Annotated in this window: 18 protein-coding genes and 2 pseudogenes; 12 read left to right on the top strand and 8 right to left on the bottom strand. The window is 57.8% G+C overall.

The features are described from left to right. Positions 1–12: 12 nt before the first annotated feature. The gene (locus ACZ0AZ_RS22950; RefSeq protein WP_039762921.1) at positions 13–1,371 is read right to left on the bottom strand and encodes a glutamine synthetase family protein; all 1,359 of its coding nucleotides are present in this window, start codon (positions 1,369–1,371) and stop codon (positions 13–15) included. Between the two features lie 162 nt (positions 1,372–1,533). Between ACZ0AZ_RS22950 and ACZ0AZ_RS22945 the strand changes: the two genes are divergently transcribed. The 5 genes from ACZ0AZ_RS22945 to ACZ0AZ_RS22925 all read left to right on the top strand — a co-directional run bounded on the left by ACZ0AZ_RS22945 (position 1,534) and on the right by ACZ0AZ_RS22925 (position 7,062). After that, positions 1,534–2,430 carry a helix-turn-helix domain-containing protein gene (locus tag ACZ0AZ_RS22945; RefSeq protein WP_129999333.1) on the top strand — a complete coding sequence of 299 codons (897 nt, stop codon included), beginning with the start codon at positions 1,534–1,536 and terminating at the stop codon, positions 2,428–2,430. Positions 2,431–2,511: 81 nt separating this feature from the next. Further along, positions 2,512–3,021: a sigma-70 family RNA polymerase sigma factor gene (locus ACZ0AZ_RS22940; protein WP_039762918.1), complete on the top strand. Its 510-nt coding sequence runs from the start codon at positions 2,512–2,514 to the stop codon at positions 3,019–3,021. Beyond that, positions 3,021–3,971, top strand: a complete 951-nt coding sequence (locus ACZ0AZ_RS22935) for a FecR domain-containing protein (protein ID WP_129999332.1) — start codon at positions 3,021–3,023, stop codon at positions 3,969–3,971. The genes ACZ0AZ_RS22940 and ACZ0AZ_RS22935 overlap by 1 nt, the downstream gene beginning before the upstream one ends. 67 nt (positions 3,972–4,038) lie before the next feature. Continuing rightward, positions 4,039–6,441, top strand: coding sequence for a TonB-dependent siderophore receptor (locus ACZ0AZ_RS22930; RefSeq protein ID WP_463538211.1), 2,403 nt, complete (start codon positions 4,039–4,041; stop codon positions 6,439–6,441). 105 nt (positions 6,442–6,546) lie between these two features. After that, entirely contained in the window at positions 6,547–7,062 is a 516-nt protein-coding gene (locus ACZ0AZ_RS22925) for a cupin domain-containing protein (RefSeq protein ID WP_129999330.1), read from the top strand. Between the two features lie 180 nt (positions 7,063–7,242). Here ACZ0AZ_RS22925 and ACZ0AZ_RS22920 read toward each other — a convergent pair. The 6 genes and pseudogenes from ACZ0AZ_RS22920 to ACZ0AZ_RS22895 all read right to left on the bottom strand — a co-directional run. Beyond that, positions 7,243–7,368 (bottom strand): annotated as a pseudogene (locus tag ACZ0AZ_RS22920) (nuclear transport factor 2 family protein); the annotation flags it as partial. Between the two features lie 57 nt (positions 7,369–7,425). After that, positions 7,426–7,806, bottom strand: a complete 381-nt coding sequence (locus tag ACZ0AZ_RS22915; RefSeq protein WP_039762910.1) for a nuclear transport factor 2 family protein — start codon at positions 7,804–7,806, stop codon at positions 7,426–7,428. Between the two features lie 67 nt (positions 7,807–7,873). Beyond that, entirely contained in the window at positions 7,874–8,617 is a 744-nt protein-coding gene (locus ACZ0AZ_RS22910; protein WP_463538805.1) for an SDR family oxidoreductase, read from the bottom strand. 80 nt (positions 8,618–8,697) lie between these two features. Then, entirely contained in the window at positions 8,698–9,804 is a 1,107-nt protein-coding gene (locus ACZ0AZ_RS22905; protein WP_463538210.1) for an alkene reductase, read from the bottom strand. 126 nt (positions 9,805–9,930) lie between these two features. Further along, positions 9,931–11,187, bottom strand: a complete 1,257-nt coding sequence (locus tag ACZ0AZ_RS22900; RefSeq protein WP_463538209.1) for a cation:dicarboxylate symporter family transporter — start codon at positions 11,185–11,187, stop codon at positions 9,931–9,933. 113 nt (positions 11,188–11,300) lie between these two features. Continuing rightward, positions 11,301–11,726, bottom strand: a complete 426-nt coding sequence (locus tag ACZ0AZ_RS22895; RefSeq protein WP_039762906.1) for a VOC family protein — start codon at positions 11,724–11,726, stop codon at positions 11,301–11,303. Positions 11,727–11,881: 155 nt separating this feature from the next. Here ACZ0AZ_RS22895 and ACZ0AZ_RS22890 point away from each other — a divergent pair, with 155 nt between their 5' ends. The 7 genes and pseudogenes from ACZ0AZ_RS22890 (at position 11,882) to ACZ0AZ_RS22860 (ending at position 17,846) form a co-directional block, all read left to right on the top strand. Continuing rightward, positions 11,882–12,760: a LysR family transcriptional regulator gene (locus tag ACZ0AZ_RS22890; RefSeq protein ID WP_463538208.1), complete on the top strand. Its 879-nt coding sequence runs from the start codon at positions 11,882–11,884 to the stop codon at positions 12,758–12,760. 286 nt (positions 12,761–13,046) lie between these two features. Continuing rightward, the gene (locus tag ACZ0AZ_RS22885) at positions 13,047–13,478 is read left to right on the top strand and encodes a LexA family protein (protein WP_463538207.1); all 432 of its coding nucleotides are present in this window, start codon (positions 13,047–13,049) and stop codon (positions 13,476–13,478) included. Then, a complete protein-coding gene (umuC, locus tag ACZ0AZ_RS22880) occupies positions 13,465–14,745 on the top strand; it encodes a translesion error-prone DNA polymerase V subunit UmuC (RefSeq protein ID WP_463538206.1) in 1,281 nt (426 codons plus the stop codon). Before ACZ0AZ_RS22885 ends, umuC begins: the two co-directional genes overlap by 14 nt. Positions 14,746–15,107: 362 nt before the next feature. Then, positions 15,108–15,419: pseudogene (locus tag ACZ0AZ_RS22875) on the top strand (alkyl sulfatase dimerization domain-containing protein); the annotation flags it as partial. Between the two features lie 176 nt (positions 15,420–15,595). Beyond that, positions 15,596–16,111, top strand: coding sequence for a GNAT family N-acetyltransferase (locus ACZ0AZ_RS22870; protein WP_039762901.1), 516 nt, complete (start codon positions 15,596–15,598; stop codon positions 16,109–16,111). Positions 16,112–16,147: 36 nt separating this feature from the next. Next, positions 16,148–17,188 carry a GSCFA domain-containing protein gene (locus ACZ0AZ_RS22865; protein ID WP_463538205.1) on the top strand — a complete coding sequence of 347 codons (1,041 nt, stop codon included), beginning with the start codon at positions 16,148–16,150 and terminating at the stop codon, positions 17,186–17,188. Continuing rightward, positions 17,157–17,846 (top strand): hypothetical protein, encoded by a 690-nt coding sequence (locus tag ACZ0AZ_RS22860; protein ID WP_039762899.1) that lies wholly within the window; start codon positions 17,157–17,159, stop codon positions 17,844–17,846. Before ACZ0AZ_RS22865 ends, ACZ0AZ_RS22860 begins: the two co-directional genes overlap by 32 nt. A 43-nt stretch (positions 17,847–17,889) precedes the next feature. Here the strand turns inward: ACZ0AZ_RS22860 and ACZ0AZ_RS22855 are convergent, their stop codons facing one another. Continuing rightward, entirely contained in the window at positions 17,890–18,759 is an 870-nt protein-coding gene (locus tag ACZ0AZ_RS22855) for a TauD/TfdA dioxygenase family protein (protein ID WP_463538204.1), read from the bottom strand. Positions 18,760–18,769: the final 10 nt, after the last annotated feature.

The raw sequence follows: 18,769 nt of genomic DNA, 5'->3' as shown, positions 1-18,769 counted from the left end.
ACGGCTGCGCGGTCAGACGCTGAGCAGCAGGAACTCGCGCTCCCACGAGCTGATCACGCGTTTGAAGTTTTCGTGCTCGGCGCGCTTCACTGCCACATACCCGCGGACGAATTTGCTGCCCAGGTACTCAGCGACTTTCGGGCACTCTTCCATCTGCGTCAGGGCTTCTTCGATGGTGATGGGCAGGCGCAGATTGCGGCGCTCGTAGGCCCGGCCTTCGACCGCCGCGCTCGGCTCGATCTTCTCGACCATGCCGATGTAGCCGCACAGCAGACTCGCGGCAATCGCCAGATAAGGGTTGGCGTCGGCGCCGGGCAAACGGTTCTCCACGCGCATCGATTCAGGGCCCGAAGTCGGCACTCGCAGGCCAACCGTGCGGTTCTCTTCGCCCCATTCGACGTTGACCGGTGCCGAGGTGTCCGGCAGGAAGCGGCGGAACGAATTGACGTTGGGCGCGAACATCGGCAGGACTTTCGGGATGTACTTCTGCAGCCCACCGATGTGATGACGGAACAGTTCGCTCATGTTGCCCTCGGCATCGGCAAAGATCGGCGTGCCGGTAGCGATCTCGACCACGCTCTGATGCAGGTGCATGGCGCTGCCCGGCTCGTCGCCGATCGGCTTGGCCATGAACGTCGCGGTGACGTTGTGCTTGAGCGCTGCTTCGCGCAGGGTGCGTTTGAACACGGTGATCTGGTCGGCCAGATCCAGCGCATCGCCGTGGCGGAAGTTGATTTCCATCTGCGCCGGGCCGTCTTCATGGATCAGCGTGTCGAGATCCAGGCCTTGCAGTTCGCACCAGTCGTAGACGTCTTCGAAGAGCGGATCGAATTCGTTGGCGGCATCGATGGAGAATGACTGACGCCCGCTCTCCGCACGGCCCGAACGACCCAGCGGCGCCTTGAGCGGCAGGTCCGGATCTTCACAACGCTGGGTCAGGTAGAACTCCATTTCCGGCGCGACAATCGGCTTCCAGCCCTTGTCGGTGTAGAGCTGCAGAACTTTCTTCAGCACATTGCGCGGTGACAGTTCGATCGGGTTGCCGAATTTGTCGAAGGTGTCGTGGATGACGATGGCAGTCGGCTCGATTGCCCACGGAATGACATAGACGGCATCGGAAACCGGTTTGCAGACCATGTCGATGTCGGCCGGGTCGAGGAGGTCGTAATAGATGTCGTCGTCGACAAAATCCCCGGTTACCGTTTGCAGCAGCACGCTTTCCGGCAGGCGCATGCCGCGCTCATGCAGGAACTTGTTGGTCGGTGCAATCTTGCCGCGGGCGATGCCGGTCAGGTCGCTGACCACACATTCGACTTCGGTAATCTTGTGATCTTTCAGCCAGGTGAACAGCTGATCGAAGGGGGCGTTCATAAAGACCTCGTTATTGGTTTTGTAGACGCCGGGGAGGGCGGGTTTCATCTTCCGCCCCTTCCCCTGTGGCGCGTTGGCGACTATCTTGGGCGCGGCTTGCGATTCCATCTATCCACTTTCAGCAGCACCAAAGCGCACCAAAAGAGTGCGCAAGGTCACCCCATGACAACGTGCAATCCGCTTCAGGTACAAGCGTTCAATACCGCCGACGTGGCCGAGCAAATCCGCGCCACACCGGGTTGGGTCCAGCATTACCAACAGATGTCGCCAGGGCATTTCGCCGGGCAGATTCGTTATCTCGATCTGCAGGGCGTCGAGGTTTACGAGGAGCAGATGAACACCCGGGTCGAGCAGAATTTCAGTGCGCCATCCGGGGCGCTGGCGTTCTGCTTTGATCGCAGCGACAACGCGCTGTACCTGCTCAACGAAGAGAGCCGCAACATCTGGATCACCCCGGAGAACTACCGGGAAATCGCCGTGGTATTTGGTCCGGACTTCGTCCGCGAGCACGGTTTGCAAGTAGCGAAACTCGAAGGGTTGTTCATGGCGCCGCTGAACTGCGGACAGAACGCTTTGTTCAGCGGCTGGTTAAGCTCGATTCTCACGAAGTTATCGCAAGCTGCTGATCCACTTGATAAAGATCGCCTGACGCAGCAGTTGCTTGAGGACTGCCTGTTCATCCTTGATAACGCTCACACCGGTCTGGATCGTGGCGGATTACAGCGGCGCAATGACGAACGCCAAATCATGAAGCGAGTAGGGGAGTGGGCGGCTGATTCGCCGGAAGACACGGTCAATCTGCTCGAACTTTCTCACGTTGCCGGCGTACCGCTGCGCCAGCTGCAACAGGCTTTCAAGGCTTACACCGGGATGACCCCGAGCCACTGGTTGCGCCTCAGGCGGCTGAACAGTGCGCACCGTGAATTGCTCAAGCGCAGGCCTAGCGAAACCACCGTTGCGGAAGTGGCGATGCGCTGGTCGTTCTGGCATCTGGGGCGGTTTTCCAGCAGTTACCACGCGCTGTTCAAGGAGCTGCCGAGCGAAACGCTCAAGCGCTGAACAGAAAAAGGCTTTGTGTCCTTGGCGAAGTTAAATAGAATCAGTCTCATTTGAATCTACCTTCGCGCAGGGTCTCTTGAGATGATTGAAGCCACGTCACCGTCGGAGCAGAGCCTGCAGCAGTTGTACCGCGAGCACCGCGGCTGGCTGGAAACCTGGCTGCGCCGGCGCATGGGCAACGCGTGGGATGCGGCTGACCTGAGTCAGGACACCTTTCTGCGCGTCCTGTGCAACGCACCGCCACTGGCCGAGTTACGCGAGCCGCGCGCGTATTTGCTCACTGTCGGCAAACGCCTGCTGAGCAATTTCTACACGCGACGCCATCTGGAAAAAGCCTACCTCGACGCGTTGGCGCAAATGCCGGAAGCGTGCGCACCGTCGCCGGAACAGCGCTGGTTGCTGCTGGAGACCTTGCAGGCGCTGGATGAATTGCTCGATGGCTTGCCGCGAGCGGTGCGCCGGGCATTTCTTTGGAGTCAACTCGAAGGCCTTGGCTACCGCGAGATCGCCGAGCGCTTGCAAGTTTCTGAACGGACCGTCAAACGTTACATGGCCCAGGCGTACGAGCATTGCCTGCTGGTGGAGCTGTAATGCGCGTTGCCCCCAGCGAGGAAACGCGGGAAGTAGCACGAGCGGCGGCGCAATGGCTGGCCTTGCTTGAATCCGGCGGTGCCAGCGATGAAGATCACGCGCGATTGCAGCATTGGCGCAGCAGCGACAGTAGCCACGAGAACGCTTGGCAGAAAATCCAGCAGCTTCGCCAGCGTTTCGCAGGTTTGCCGCCGACGCTGGCCATGGCCACGCTGGACCGGCCGGATCCGGCGCGGCGCGCGGCGCTCAAGCGTGCTTTGGGCGTGGCCGCGCTGGTGCCGGCGGTGTGGTTGATCGGACGCGAACTGCCGCTGGAAGTGTGGCGCGCCGATATGCACACCAGTACCGGTGAGCGGCGCAAAGTGCAATTGGCACAGGGTTCTTCATTGCAACTCAACACCGACAGCGCGGTGAATGTCGATCTGCCTGCACGTCAGTTGACGCTGATTCGTGGGGAAATGGGACTCAGCGTGGCGGGCGATGCGGCCTTTATCGTCAACGCGCCTTATGGGCGGATGATCGTCAATCACAGCGACATCTCGGTGCGCCTCAATGCACGCAATTGCCAGGTCTGCGTGCTGCGCGGTTCGGTGCAATTGCAGCCGCTGCACGGCCCGGCGCTGGTATTGAAGCAGGGCCAGCAAGTCAGCCTGCAAGCTTCGGGCGCGGGAGCGGTGACGGCGTTCGATGCATTGATGCCGGGTTGGCGCGACGGCGTGCTGATGGCGCAAAACCAGCCGCTGGGTGATTTCCTTCGCGAGCTGAGTCGCTACCGCTCGGGTGTGTTGCGCTGGGATCCGGCGCTGGAATCGCTGCGCATCACCGGCAGTTTCCGCCTCGACGATACCGATCAAGTGCTCGCACTGCTGGCAGCCAGTTTGCCCGTCGACGTGCAAACGCGAACGCGATTTTGGGTGTCACTGGTACCGCGCGCAGAAAAAACTGGCTGAAGCCTGTCCCTTTTTTTCGCCTCGCTGGTCATTCCAGGCAAGTGAACAAAATCGAGAGCTTCTTCCAATGCCCGCAGTATTTCCAGGTCGTTTGCGTCCGTTGTTGCAGTTGAGCCTTTTGCTGAGCCTGAGTGCCAGCCCCGTGTTGATCCAATCGAGCTGGGCCGACGACGGCAGCCGCCGCAGTTATCAGGTGCCGGCCGGTAGCCTGAGTGCGGCGCTGACGCGTTTCGCCGGCCTCGCCGGGGTCAATCTGTCGGTGGATCCGGCACTGGTCAGCGGCCGCAGCAGCAATGGTTTGTCCGGTGAATATGGCGTGGAGGAGGGGTTCAGCCGGTTGTTGCTGGGCTCCGGTTTGCAGCTGCAGCCGGTCGGCGATCAGGCTTATACGCTGGTGCCTGCGGCAGAAGGCAGCACCTTGCAGCTTGCGCCTACCTCGATTCTTGGCGCGAGCGACTCGGCGGATGCCGACGTGTTTGCCGGCGGTCAGGTCGCACGGCGTGGCTCGCAAGGGCTGCTGGGCTCCAGGGATTTCATGGAAACCCCGTTCAGCATGACCACTTACACCAGCGAAACGGTGAAAAACCAACAGGCGCGCACGCTGGGCGACCTGATCGGCAGCGACCCTTCGGTGCGCGCAACCAACCCGGCCGGTGGTCGCTACGAGCAATTCACCATCCGTGGTTTCAGCCTGTTCAACAGCGACGTTTCCTACAACGGCCTTTACGGTGTCTTGCCGACGTACACCATCGACATGGAGATGGCTGATCGCGTCGACATCCTCAAGGGCCCAAGCCAATTGATCAACGGGATTTCGCCACGGGGCAGTGTAGGAGGGGGGATCAACGTCGTGCCGAAACGCGCGACCGACAAGCCGATTACCTCGCTGACGGCCAATTACGCCTCGAACAACCAGGTCGGCGGCGCGGTGGATGTCGGTCGGCGCTTTGGCGAAGACAATCAGTTCGGGGTGCGCTTCAACGGGGTTAAACAGTCCGGGGATACCGAATGGGATCATCAGAGTGTCGATCGCGACATGGCAGTAGTCGGTCTGGATTTCCGTGGTGAACGCTTGCGACTTTCCACCGATATCGGCCACACCGAGCGCGACACCGACGCACCGCAAGAACGCGTGCAAGTCGCCGCCAATGCCAAGGTGCCGAACGCCAATGATGTGCGCGACAACTATGCGCAACCCTGGAGCCAGGCGCGCACCAAAGACACGTTCGGCACGGTCAACGGCGAGTTCGATGTCAGCGATTCGGTCATGCTGTATGGCGGCGTCGGCGCACGCAAAAGCAATCACGACTTCTTGCGCCATGCGGTTTCGGTGACCAACGATGCCGGTGACTTTAGCGTCCAGCCGCGAGATTTCACCCGCGACGAAAACGTTCGTACGGCTACCGCTGGGGTGCGTAACTGGTTCCAGACCGGGCCGGTCAGCCATGAGGTGAACCTGGCGGCCAACTACTTTTATATGGACTTCGAAAACGGCGGCGCGCGTTATGCAGCGGGACGCAGCAATCTCTACGATCCAGTAGAAATCGCCAGACCCGGCACACCGACCCGCAATGACGCCAAGGTCTACACAGAGAACCGCTTCAGCGGCGTGGCCTTGTCCGACACGCTCGGTTTCTTCGACGATCGCCTGTTGCTGACTTTGGGCGCGCGCTGGCAGCGGGTCAAAGTCGATGACTGGAGCGACGGCATCAAGGGCGACACGGCTTACGATGAGGAAAAAGTCTCGCCGTCGGGCGGAATTCTGTTTAAGGCAACCGACAAACTTTCGCTGTACGCCAACTACATGGAAGGTCTGAGCCAAGGCAAGATCGCGCCATCAACGTCAATCAACGAAGACGAAATCTTCCCGCCATTCATCAGCCGCCAGGTCGAAGTCGGGGCCAAGTACGACGCGGGCGCATACGCGCTGACGGCAGCGGTGTTCCGCATTAAACAACCGGCGTACGAAACCAACGCCACCACGCGAGTCTTCGGCCCGAACGGCAAGCGCGAGAACAACGGCGTGGAACTGAGCGTGTTCGGCGAACCGCTCAAAGGCTTCAGGTTGTTCGGCGGTGTGATGTACATCGATAGCGAACTGACCCAGACCACCAACGGTACGTTCGACGGCAATCGCGCACCGGCGACACCCAAATACAACGTTAACCTTGGCGCGGAGTGGGATGTGCCAAACGTGCAGGGGCTGACCCTGACCAGTCGCGGGATTTACTCGAGTTCGCAGTATCTGGATCAGTCGAATGACAAAGAAATCGACTCCTGGGAACGGTTCGACGTAGGCACACGCTATGCTTTCAAACTGGATGAGAAGACCATTACCTTGCGCGCCAACGTCGAAAACGTGCTGGATAAACGCTATTGGAGTTCGGCGGGTGCATCAGATGACAGTGAGCCGGGGTTGACGCTTTCGACGCCGCGAACGTATCTACTGTCGGCAACGGTGGATTTTTAGTGGAGCGGGGGAAAATCGTCGAATGTCGCCGAAATTACGTTAACTCCACTAAATGACCGTTTAGTTGAGCTAAACTAAAATACGGGAAACATGCCGGGGAAGGCCATGATTCAGCGTAAGCCGAATGCTACAGATGTGATTGCTGCGCTGAATCTACAGCCTCATGTCGAGGGCGGTTATTACCGCAGAACCTATCAAGCTGATCACCGTGATTACCTCGAAACGCAGAGAGGCCCGCGATATCTGCTGACTTCGATCTACTATCTGCTCACTGAGCAATCGCCGGTGGGCCAGTTTCATTTCAACCAGTCCGACATCCTGCATTATTTCCAGTTGGGCGACGCCATCGAATACCACCTGATCCACGCTGACGGCTCACTGCAAACGCTGGTAATGGGCAGCGATGTTTTGGCAGGCCAGCAATTGCAATTGCACGTATCGGGTGGAATTTGGAAAGCCTCTCGATTACTGGAAGGCTCGAACGGCTTTGGCTTGATCAGCGAAGCGGTTTCGCCTGGGTTTGATTTTGCCGATATGGAAATCGGTGATCGCACAAAACTGACGACGCAGTTTCCGCAGCATCGAGCGCTGATCGAAAAGCTGACGCGTGATGATGGATGAGAGTTGGAGAATGCAGGTTGTAGGGAAAGCTGGTTTTGAAGCGGCAACGCAGCTTCAAATCTCTCGGGCGACCGCGCTAATCTTGTAATACTTTGTTACGTGTAATGTATATTATGTTAAATCATGGATGCGAATGGCCTCTGGCTTTATGTCAGCCTTTCGTAATTACTGGACGGAAATGTCTTTATGGAAAGCTTGAGCAACGCCTTCTGCACTGCCCATACGCAGACCTTCAACGTATCGATTGGCGGTAGCGATGACAGCGTTGTACTCGGAGGTTGGTACCGCCTTGATGTTCTTTGACATGGTTCTCTCCTTTCATTGGGCGACGTAAAACACACGTCGCCAAACGCGCTCAAATGCTCAAGTGGTCGGATGGGTGTGGTAAATCTTGCTGACGATCGTCCACTTGCCTTCTACCTTCAGCAGATTGAAGAAGTCGGTGAATCGATATCCCGAAACATTGTCAGTATCAATGCGCGCACTGGCGGCAGTGCCTACGATGTCGATGCGAACGATCGCGGCTTTGGCTTCGGGAGATGGGCGGAAAGAGTTGTCGATGACGTCGTACAGATTCTGGATCGCGCCGCCGACGAGCTTGTCGCCGTCGACGCCAAACATGGTTGCTTGCTCGTTGAACGCGGGCTTCATCACAGTGCTGTCAGCCTTGGCACCACCTTCGTTGTACTGACTCAGAACAGCAACGATCGCGTTGTATTCCTGGACGTAAGTTGGATTGCTCATGATGTACTCCTGTTGCATGTTGCGGTGACCCTTCTGGTCACTCGGGCACGGGGAACTCAAACGACAATTACCAATCCTGGCGAGTCGGCGAGATGATCAAATCGTTGACGGTGACATTTTCCGGTTGGTTGAGCGCGTATATCACTGCGCGGGCAATATCGTCCGGCGCAATGGCAATCCGGTTCAGCTCTTGGGCAGCCTTACGCCCTTCAGGATCACTGACCTTGTCCGCCCAGCCGGTATTTATCACGCCTGGGCTGACGGTGTTGACGCGGATGCCATGCTGCACACCCAACTCCTTTCGCATGGATTCGGTCATGGCCTGGACGAAAAACTTGGTTGCGCTGTAAACACCCGCCGCCGGGCCGACCTGGTGACCTGCAACGGAGTCCATGTTGAGAATCTGCCCGGTTTTCTGTTCGAGCATGAATGGCAATACAGCAGCAATAGTGTTGAGGTAGCCCTTCATGTTCACATCAATCATCTTTTCCCAATCCTGCACGGCCAGATCGACCCAGTTGGAAAAAAGCATCAGGCCGGCGTTGTTGACCAGGATGTCCACTGCACCATAGGTGTCTTGTGCAAACTTGGCGAGCGCTTTGGTTTGTTCCAGATGGGTAACGTCTGTGGTGAAAGCGACCACGTCGCTCCCGGCCTCACGCAGCTCGGCAACAAACGATTCCAACCCACTCTGATCGAGTGCCGCTGCCACGACGCGAGCGCCATGCGCGGCCAACGCGCGGGTGGTGGCAGCACCAATGCCGGAAGACGCGCCAGTGACGATGGCAACCTTGTTTTGCAGATAATTCATATTTTGAGTATCTCTTGTGCGGCGAAATTTTTTCGCGACGAAGCCTCCCCGCGCCGAACTGACGCAAAGGGAATCTCCAATTAATCGGAGTTGGCCGTTGGCCAATCGATGTAGCCCTTGGCGCCTCCGCCGTAATAACTCTCGCGCGGCGCTATGGTCAGCTCGAGACCCCGACGCAGGCGCTCTACCAAATCGGGGTTGGCAATGAACAATCGACCAAACGCCACGGCATCAATCCGCCCTTGCGCCCTGCGCTCCCGCGCCATTTCCAGGTCATAGTTGTTGTTGCCAATGTACGGCCCTTCGAACTGCGCACTCAGCGCGTCCAGATCCACCCCTTCAGGAACGGTACGAGAGGTGGCTGTCGCGCCTTCGACGAAATGCAGATAGGCCAAGTTGAATCTGTTGAACTGCTGAATGAGGTGACCGTAGGTCGCCATGACGTTGCTGTCTGGAGGCGTGTTACCTGCATCAGGAGTTACTGGTGAAAGGCGGATGCCGACCCGGTCACTGCCCCAAATTGCGACCACGGCTTCGGTGACTTCAAGTGTCAGTCGTGTCCGATTTTCGATAGAGCCGCCGTACTGGTCAGTCCGTTGGTTGGTGGAATCACGCAGGAACTGGTCGAGCAGATAGCTGTTGGCAGAATGGACTTCCACACCGTCGAAACCGGCTCGCTTGGCATTTTCTGCCGCATGCCTGTACTGCTCGATGATCCCCGGGATCTCTGAAGTCTCAAGCGCCCGAGGCATGGACACTTCGACCATGCCATTGTTGGTATAGGTCGTACCTTCGGCCTTGATTGCTGAGGGCGCGACCGGCGCTTCGCCGTTTGGCTGCAACTCAACGCTGGAGAAGCGACCTACGTGCCATAACTGGCTGACGATTTTCCCGCCGGCCGCATGCACTGCGTCAGTGACTTTTTTCCAGCCTGCCACCTGCTCCTCGGACCAGATACCGGGCGTCATGGCATAGCCACGCCCCTGAGCAGAAATGTTCGTGGCCTCGGCGATGATCAGGCCCGCGCTGGCCCGCTGGGCATAATAAGTGGCATGCATTTCGTTCGGCACGCCGTCGTCAGCCAATCGACTGCGAGTCACTGGCGCCATGACAATTCGGTTAGCCAGTTGCATCGCCCCCATCGTCATGGGGGAAAACAGGTCGGTGTCTGCGGCAATATCAGTCATAAAAACTCCAAATGAATAGACCGGTCGTCTAGTTAAAGGCTTAAAAAAAACTGCCCCTATGCCAGCAGGCGCTTGCTTGTGATCAGTCCGGTCGGCTAGTGACCTTGCTCAGTATCGGATGAACGACTAGACGCTAGACGCTTGTTGAGCCCGCGCAGGTTCCAGTTGCACCCTTTCCCACTTCGCAATCACCAGCGGTGCGATGGCATTACCCAGCACATTCAGCGTAGTGGTGCCGCTGTCGATGATCCTGAAAATGCCGGCAATCAACGCCACGCCTTCCAGTGGCAATCCGGCAGACGCCAATGTCGCGGACAAAATGATGATGGCAAAACCCGGCACCCCTGCCGCGCCCTTCGAAGTCAGCACCATCGTTACCACTAACAGAATCTGCTGCGATAACGTCAGATCGATGCCATAGAGTTGCGCCACGAAAATCGTCGCCACACCGAGAAAAATCGATGCGCCATCCAGGTTGAACGCATAACCCACCGGCACCACAAAACTGACGATCCGACGCGGTACACCGTAGTTCTCCAATCGCGTCATCAACTGCGGCATGACGGCGGCTGACGCGGCACTCGAAAACGCCAGAATCAGCTCATTGCGAAAGTACCGGATCAACTTGAAAATGTTTTCTCCAATCAAAGAGCAAATGCCGCCGAGTATCACCAACGCGAAAACTATCAGCGCCAAATACACCACCCCTATTAGCTTGAGCAACGGCAACAATGAGGCGAAACCAAACGTCGCCACGGTCGCGCCGATCATTCCAAACACACCGATCGGTGCGTAGGCCATGACGATTGAAACAACCTTGAACATCGCATCGGAAAGGCTCTGAATCATCGCAATGAAAGGTGCGCTTTTGTCTTCGGGTAGAGCATTCAATGCCAGGCCCAGCAACACTGCAAAAAACAGTACTGACAGCAACTTCGCTTCTGACATGGCAACCAGCACATTGTCAGGGACGATGTTCTGCAAGATGACTAATGCGCCTTTGGACGGCTCCAGAGCGATCGATGCGGTACCGTGCGAAATACCGGAAATGTCGGTGCCCGTACCCGGCTCGAAGACGTTGGCAAAACATAAGCCGATGACAATGGCCAAGGCCGTAATTGCAAAAAAATAGCCCAGCGATTTTATCCCCATGCGGCCAAACGATTTGTTATCGCCACCGCCTGCGATGCCCAGAATCATGCAACAGAACACAATCGGTACAACCACCATCTTCATCATCTTGATGAAGATATCTCCGAGCGGTTTGAGGATCTCCGAACTCACCCATGTCTGATAATGCGGATGCGTATTGAAGTACCAACCGACAAGCACGCCAAGCAACAGCCCGGCAACGATTTGCCACACCAAGGGAATACGTTTCATGTCTAGCCTTTTTGTTGGAGTGAAAGGTCTGCGTCTATTCGCAGTTGCTAGAGTCATGAGCTTCCAGCTCATTTGAGATCAAATGGCACAACGCCGTTGTGCCATGGCTGTTGTTACTTGGCGAAGAGCTGGCTCATATCCTTGAAAGCCTTGAACTCAAGAGCGTTGCCGCACGGATCAAACAAAAACATGGTGGCTTGCTCGCCCACTTGGCCTTTGAAACGAATGTACGGCTCAATCACGAATTCAGTACCAAACGACTTCAGACGTTCGGCCAGTGCTTCCCACTGTTCCCAACCTAAAATGATGCCGAAGTGCGGAACTGGAACATCGTGTCCGTCAACTGGATTGCTATGCACGCTTTCCTGCGAAGCGGTTTTTGGATGTTCGTGAATCACCAGTTGGTGACCATAAAAATCGAAATCTACCCACTGCGTGCTGGAGCGCCCTTCTTCAAGACCAAAAACCTCACCGTAAAAGGTGCGAGCTGCAGCCAGGTCGTAAACAGGGATTGCGAGGTGGAATGGCGAGAGGCTCATCAGTACTCCAAATATTTTTGTTGGTTGGCGAACATTTCCACCGTCATTGACTCTCTGGGTTAAGCCGTTTGCCGGGGGATGGGAAACATCGTAGGACGGGAAGCCAAACATAAAAAACAATATATATTTCTTAGAAACACAATTAATATTTGTGAATGATCAAAGAACTGAAGACACTCATTGCCGTGGCGCGGGAAGGCACATTCGCCGCTGCTGGCAACAAGATCGGCCTGACTCAGGCCGCTGTGAGCGCGCAAATCCAGCGCTTGGAAGCCGAGCTCGGGTTCGAAATTTTCGACAGGAAAGGACGCTCTGCCCATCTCAACAAAATGGGCCACCAGATACTTCTGCAGGCGCAAGAGTTGCTGAAGCTTTATGACAATCTGGGCTCTACAACGCCGGGCGAGCCTCCCAGCGTGCTGGTCAACATCGGTGCGATCGCGTCCGTGCAGCGCTCCTATTTGCCCGATGCGCTTGCGAAGTTTCACAAACAGTGTCCGCAGTGCCGCACACGTGTCATCCCAGGCCTTTCAATGGAGATGGTGAACCTCGTCGACGCCGGCGAGATCGACATGGCCGTCATCATTCGCCCGCCCTTCTCCCTCCAAAGTGACCTGCGCTGGACGACATTGGCGCTAGAGCCCTACCGACTGATCGTGCCACGTGACCTAGAGGGGGAAGACTGGTCGGAACTGCTGTCCAGCCAGCCATTCATTCGCTATGACCGATCATCCTTCGGCGGCAGGCAGGTCGATCGTTTCCTGCGGCAGATGCATTTCACCTTGCAGGAAGTTTGCGAACTGGATGAACTGGAGGCCATCATCAAGCTGGTTGAAAAAGGTGTAGGCATAGCGCTGGTGCCACAGACGGAATTCCAACAGGAATGGCCCGCAGGCGTACGAGCGATCGATTTGGGACAACACACCTTTCACCGGGATATCGGGCTGGTGCATAGGTCTCGACAGAGTTTTACGGAGCCTGTGCGAATTTTGGCTCAGCTTATTAGTGATCAGGTAACAGCAATCTCCAAATAAGAGCCTCAAAAAAAGGCCCTACAGGGCCCTTTTTCACTCAATCACCAAGTCACTTGCTCAGCCAAGATTCAACTGTCAAAGCGCCGGGCTTTTGGCCGTAGGTCATAGCCATTGATCACCAACTGCTTTGGCGCAAGCTCCTTAAGATAGTGATCCATGGACTCGTAGATCGAGTAGCGTCCGCACATGCTGTCACCCGTCGAATTGTCGTGCCTCTGAGATTGACCGCAAGCGAACCAAATCGTTAACTGTATGTACGTACAGTTAATCTCCTAAGGCTTGCATCATGAGCATCACCCTCCTCGGCCCACTCGCTACTGGCGGCAAGAAGCTGCCACTTTATTCATCCAAGGTACCAGCGGGCTTCCCCTCTCCTGCGGCTGATCATATCGAAAAGCACATTTCCCTGGATGAGCTGTTCGATATCCGGGCGCCGCACGTGTACCTGGTAAAGATAGATGGAGACAGTATGCAAGGCGCGGGTATCTATTCCGGGGATATGGTGATCGTCGATCGGAGCATCGAGGCGGTCAGTGGCGATATCGTTATCGCCGCGTTGAATTCGGAACCGTTCTGCAAGCGCCTGCTTCTGCGCGAGAACGCCGTGGTGCTTGTGTCAGAGAACCCAAGATATCCGGCGAGACATGTCATGGAAGGCGATGAGCTTGTGATCTGGGGCGTGGTGAAATACAGCGTGCGCGATCATGACAACACGTGAGCCTGTCTTCGCCCTGATCGACTGCAACTCGTTTTACGCGAGCTGCGAGCGAGTCTTTAGACCGGACCTCGCCAAGACACCTATTGTGGTGCTGTCCAACAACGACGGCTGTGTGATCGCGCGTAGCTACGACGCCAAGCCTTTCGTGAAGATGGGCCAGCCGTACTTCCAGATCAAAGACCATCTACGCCGGCATGGAGTGGTGGCATTCAGCAGCAATTACGCTCTGTACGGTGACATGAGCGAGCGCGTCATGACGATCATCGAATCGATGGTGCCGGCACTTGAGGTCTACAGCATTGATGAAGCATTTGCTGATTTGACTGGCATGCCTGGAGATCTGTCCGCGTTCGGCAGGCACATGCGCTCCACCCTTCTCAAGCGCACAGGCATTCCAGTCGGGGTGGGTATTGCCGGCACCAAGACGCTGGCGAAGCTCGCAAACCATACCGCCAAAAGGCTGCTGGATATCACCGGCGGTGTGGTCGATCTCTGCGATCAGTTCAAACGGGACTGGACGCTGCGCAACACCGATGTCGGCGAAGTCTGGGGCATTGGCAAGCGGATGAAGGCTCACCTGGAAACGATGGGCATTAAGACCGCGATGGACCTGGCAAAAGCCGATCCGTGGATGCTTCGCCAGAAATTCAGCGTGGTGATCGAGAAGACTGCTCGCGAGCTGGCCGGTACACCATGTCTAGAACTAGGGGAAGCTGACCCACCGAAGCAGGAGATTTGCTGCAGCAGAATGTTCGGTATGCGGCTGACACAAATCGAGCCAATCAAGGAGGCCGTCGCCACCTATACCCAGCGTGCGGCGGAAAAACTCCGAGTGCAAAACTCGCTGTGCAAGAAAATCCGGGTCAGCATTCGCACCGGCATGTTCAATCCCGAAGAAGCGAAATATGCGAATGGCGCCTTGGTGGAGTTGCCGTACCCGACCAACGACGTGCGGCTGATGACGAAGGCTGCGACCGAAGCGGTCAATCGTCTCTTCCGTCCCGGCTACAAATACAGCAAGGCGGAAGTGCTGCTGATGGATTTGCGACAACCCGGCGAATTCACCGATGACCTGTTCGCCCATTCGCAACCCGTGATAGCGGACAAGGTGATGAGCGTTCTGGATGAGATAAATGGCCGCTGGGGAAAGGGAGTGCTGCGTTTAGCCAGCGTGCCTGCCGCCCCTGAGTGGGCAATGCGTCGGGAGCTGATGAGTCAGAGTTACACGACGAAGCTAGATCAGCTGTGGACGGTCAGAGCCAAGTAGCGACTACAAGATGGGCATACAGCGCCGCAGAAACGAGCAGCCTTGAACGGCTGCTTACGGCCAAAGCGGACACTAGGCGATTGCCGTCGCTGGCCATTCCTTAGCGGATCTACATTGGCGTTATTGTGAGCAGATGGCTAACGAAGCGTCACAGCTGATCAAGGTCTTTAGTAGCCTTACTGAACGCTTCGGTCATACCGTCGATCAACTCCCATTGCTCTTGCTCAGCACCCTGAGACGCTGGTATTGCTTGATCCAAAGAAAGATTCCCCCACCCAGGACGCTAGTCGCCCCTGTGAGAACAAACCACCGTGGGTACGAGATAGGGTCTGTAGCCCATCTTCCGGTTGATGCCCATACCTCAGTACCTGGGCGCCTACGATGGCAACCCCGCCCACTTGAATCCTCTAGTGCCCAAGGAATCGGCAAAGCGCTACGTCGAATAGATGGGAGGTAACGCCAAAGTGCTTGAAGCCGCCCGCGTGGCCTACGACAAGGGCGAATACCGCTGGGTCGCCGAGCTGCTGGATCAGGCCGTGCTCGCCAAACCCGACGACACGGCCGCCAAGGAGTTGCTGGCCTGCGCATTCGAGCAAATGGGCTATCAGGCGGAGTCGGCGACCTGGCGCAACAGCTACCTGACCGCGGCCATGGAGCTGCGCAACGGCCCGCCGATTAAGGGCGTGAAACAACCACACTGATCTGTAAAAAATCCATGGAATAGACTAGCGCTGACGGCTGACGGCTGACGGCCGACAGCGCACCAGCGCAAATTCGCTTCATCATTGATCTTTCGCGCCGCACCCAGTAAAAAACTGTCTTCCCTTTCCGCCCTTGCAAGGAGCTGCGGATGCTTGAGCTCACCACGCAACGCCTGGACCTGCGCACGATGGTCGAATCCGACTGGCCGCTGTTCCTCAGGCTGCATTCGGAGCCAAAAACCATGAAGTATGTGTTCGGTGAAATCGCCGAGGACCAGGTGCGCAAAGGCTTCGAGCACCGGCTTCCGGCCTGGGGGCCACAGTCGGATCACTGGTTGTGTCTGGTGGTGATCGACAGGGCCAGCGGGCAGGAACTGGGTGTGACCGGATTCCGCATCCTGTCGCCGGGGCATGCCGAGGTGGGTTGCCTGCTGTTGCCCGAGCATCAAGGCAAAGGCTTTGGCACCGAGTCGCGGCAGGCGATCATCGACTATGCCGCGGACATCGGCCTGGACTCGTTGGAGTCGACCGTGACCGACGGTAATATCGCGTCATGCAAGGTTTTGGAGAAATGCGGGTTTGTATTCGAGCGCCGCGTGCCGCAGGCCTATCAGATTGGAGATCGGTGGTTTGACGACCTGATCTACCGCTATCAAATCAGCTGACCGGTTTTATCAGCGACCGCCAAGGAGGCCCTCCTCGTGAACCCTTATCAGTGCCTGCCACCCCGCGCTTTCTGGCGCACCGCCGTGGCTGACAAGCCCGCGCTGAACATAGATCAACTGTGGACGCCACAATTCGAGATCGGCAACAAGGACGCGATCGTCACCGCCGGCTCGTGTTTCGCCCAGCACATCGGCCGGGCGCTGGGCGAACGCGGCATGAACTGGCTGGATGCCGAACCGGCCCCGCCCGGACTGCCCGAAACCGACTGCAAGGCCCGTAACTATGGGGTTTTTTCGTTTCGCACCGGCAATCTGTACACTCCGGCGATGCTGTGCCAATGGCTGGAATGGGCGCTCGGCGTGAGCCTGCCACCCGACGAAACCTGGGCCCATGACGGGCGTTTCTTCGACCCGTTCCGGCCCGCCGTGGAACCCGACGGCTTTGCCAGCGAGGACGCACTGTTCGCCTCGCGCGAAGCCACCCTCGATGCCATCCGCACCGCCCTGCGCCGCGCCAAAGTGTTCGTGTTCACCCTGGGCCTGACCGAAGCCTGGCAGAACCGCCAGACCGGTCTGGTGTATCCCGTGTGCCCCGGCACCGTGCGCGGCACCTTCGATCCGCAGCTGCACTGCTTCTGCAACTTCGGCTTCATGGACACCTATGGCGACATGGTCAGGGCGGTTGAATTGATGCGTTCGATCAACCCGCAACTGCGTCTGCTGCTCACCGTGTCGCCGGTGCCCCTGACGGCAACCGCCACGGGCGAGCATGTGTTGAGCGCCACCACCTATTCCAAATCAGTCTTGCGCGCCGTTGCCGGGCAGCTGTGCGAAGACCTGCACGACGTCGACTATTTCCCCTCCTACGAAATCATCACCGGCACACCTTTCAAGGGCGCGTTCTACCAACCCAACCAGCGGGAGGTCACGCCTGAAGGCGTGGCATTTGTCATGCGACAGTTTTTCGCCGGGCTCGATGCGGTTCAACCGCTGCAGGCGCCGACCAGCGTTGCCTCCACCTGCGTGTCCAGTGAGGAGCTTGTCTGTGAAGACGCCGTGCTCGATTACTACGCCTAGGTTTCTGCTGCTGGGCGATTCCCATGCCGGGGTCATCGGCAAGGCGGCGCAGGCCCGCGAGTTGCCTTTGAGTGGCGGCCCGCTGGGCACCGGCCGGGATTTCGCGGTGGATTTTTTCAGCCTGACCCGTCATGACGTGGTGTTTCGGGACGTCGAGATGGAGCGCCTGTATCGTCAGGCCCTTGAGCCATTCGAAGTACCGCAACTGGCGAAGGTCGGGGTGCCGCTGGTGAGTACCATAGGCCTGAGCCTGCATTATCTCGCCACCGCGCCGAACTGGACCTGCTACCAGACGCCGGACGGCGAATTCGACGAAGGTTTTCTCACCGGGCCGCTGTTCGAGTCCATCATCGACACCTTGTCCCGGCCTGCGCTGGCGTTCTATGAACAGGCCCGGGCGCTGAACCTCAAGGTCTTCGCCGTGCTGCCGCCGCAGCGGGTGCCGGAGCTGTCCGACCCACGCGTGTTCATGGCCGCGCAGGCGCTGCTGATCGAGCGCCTGCAAGGACTCGGCATCGAGCTGATCGACGTGCGCGCAATGGCGAATGATGAGCTGGGTTTTCAGCTTCCGGCGTACTGCGAGGTGGATGACCCGTTGCACGGGAATCTGGCGTTCGGCGAGTTGATCGTCGAGCAACTGCTCAAACAAGGTCTGTGAATGAGCGGTGGGAACGGCGCCCGCTCCCACCCATTTTTTAGACTCAAGCCTTGGGCTGCGTCCCCAGAATCGTCACCCGCTCGCCATACCGCGAGTGCGGAAAATAATCCCAGACCGCATGGTGCTGTGTGCAGCGGTTGTCCCAGAACACCAGGCTGTTCGGCGCCCAGCGCACGCGACAGCTGACGACCGGTTCGCGGGCGACCAGGTCAAACAGCATGTTCAACAGTACCTGGCTTTCACCGTCAGACAGCTGGACGATGTGCGAGGTGAACCCGGAATTGACGAACAGCGACTTGCGCCCGGTTTCCGGGTGGCGAACCACCACCGGGTGTTCGGTTTTCGGCAGATTGGCCGGCGCCTCATAGCCCTTCCACGGAATCGCACCGTCATGGATCGCGGTCAATCCGCCGAGAAACTGCTGCATCGTCGGCGACAGCATTTCCAGCGCCAGGTGCATGTTGGCGAACAGCGTGTCTCCACCGGTGCCGATGGCCGGGGTTTCCTTGACGTACAGCATCGAGCCCATGGACGGCACCAGATCGGCGGTGCCGTCGGTGTGCCAGGTTTCGCCGGCCACGTAGCGCGATTGCGCATTGGCGCGGATCACCACCAGCTCCGGGTCATCGCCGTCGATGTCTTCCACCGGCAGGGCCCGCAGCTCACCAAACAGCCGGCCAAACGCCTTGTGTTCGTCCACCGTCAGGTGCTGATCGCGGAACACCACCACGTGGTTCTCCAGAAAGGCCCGGCGGATTTCCGTGAGCTGCTCGTCGCTCAGCGGCTGCGAAAGATCGACGCCGCCGATCTCGGCACCGATGATCGGCGTGATCCGCTCGACCGTGATGTGCTGATACGGCGCGCGCCGTTCGGCGGCGATGCGCTCGATTGCCTTGAGTGCCAACTGATCCATGTTCCCTCAC

It is taken from the genome of Pseudomonas sp. AC239, assembly GCF_979258545.1.
The sequence above is the reverse complement of the archived record's forward strand: the minus strand, read 5'-3'. Positions and strand labels throughout refer to the sequence as shown.

Excerpts from the sequence above, each read along its gene's own strand:
- ACZ0AZ_RS22950 (WP_039762921.1), bottom strand. The coding sequence starts at position 1,371 with ATGAACGCCCCCTTCGATCAGCTGTTCACCTGGCTGAAAGATCACAAG.
- ACZ0AZ_RS22945 (WP_129999333.1), top strand. The coding sequence starts at position 1,534 with ATGACAACGTGCAATCCGCTTCAGGTACAAGCGTTCAATACCGCCGAC.
- ACZ0AZ_RS22940 (WP_039762918.1), top strand. The coding sequence starts at position 2,512 with ATGATTGAAGCCACGTCACCGTCGGAGCAGAGCCTGCAGCAGTTGTAC.
- ACZ0AZ_RS22935 (WP_129999332.1), top strand. The coding sequence starts at position 3,021 with ATGCGCGTTGCCCCCAGCGAGGAAACGCGGGAAGTAGCACGAGCGGCG.
- ACZ0AZ_RS22930 (WP_463538211.1), top strand. The coding sequence starts at position 4,039 with ATGCCCGCAGTATTTCCAGGTCGTTTGCGTCCGTTGTTGCAGTTGAGC.
- ACZ0AZ_RS22925 (WP_129999330.1), top strand. The coding sequence starts at position 6,547 with ATGATTCAGCGTAAGCCGAATGCTACAGATGTGATTGCTGCGCTGAAT.
- ACZ0AZ_RS22915 (WP_039762910.1), bottom strand. The coding sequence starts at position 7,806 with ATGAGCAATCCAACTTACGTCCAGGAATACAACGCGATCGTTGCTGTT.
- ACZ0AZ_RS22910 (WP_463538805.1), bottom strand. The coding sequence starts at position 8,617 with ATGAATTATCTGCAAAACAAGGTTGCCATCGTCACTGGCGCGTCTTCC.
- ACZ0AZ_RS22905 (WP_463538210.1), bottom strand. The coding sequence starts at position 9,804 with ATGACTGATATTGCCGCAGACACCGACCTGTTTTCCCCCATGACGATG.
- ACZ0AZ_RS22900 (WP_463538209.1), bottom strand. The coding sequence starts at position 11,187 with ATGAAACGTATTCCCTTGGTGTGGCAAATCGTTGCCGGGCTGTTGCTT.
- ACZ0AZ_RS22895 (WP_039762906.1), bottom strand. The coding sequence starts at position 11,726 with ATGAGCCTCTCGCCATTCCACCTCGCAATCCCTGTTTACGACCTGGCT.
- ACZ0AZ_RS22890 (WP_463538208.1), top strand. The coding sequence starts at position 11,882 with ATGATCAAAGAACTGAAGACACTCATTGCCGTGGCGCGGGAAGGCACA.
- ACZ0AZ_RS22885 (WP_463538207.1), top strand. The coding sequence starts at position 13,047 with ATGAGCATCACCCTCCTCGGCCCACTCGCTACTGGCGGCAAGAAGCTG.
- umuC (WP_463538206.1), top strand. The coding sequence starts at position 13,465 with ATGACAACACGTGAGCCTGTCTTCGCCCTGATCGACTGCAACTCGTTT.
- ACZ0AZ_RS22870 (WP_039762901.1), top strand. The coding sequence starts at position 15,596 with ATGCTTGAGCTCACCACGCAACGCCTGGACCTGCGCACGATGGTCGAA.
- ACZ0AZ_RS22855 (WP_463538204.1), bottom strand. The coding sequence starts at position 18,759 with ATGGATCAGTTGGCACTCAAGGCAATCGAGCGCATCGCCGCCGAACGG.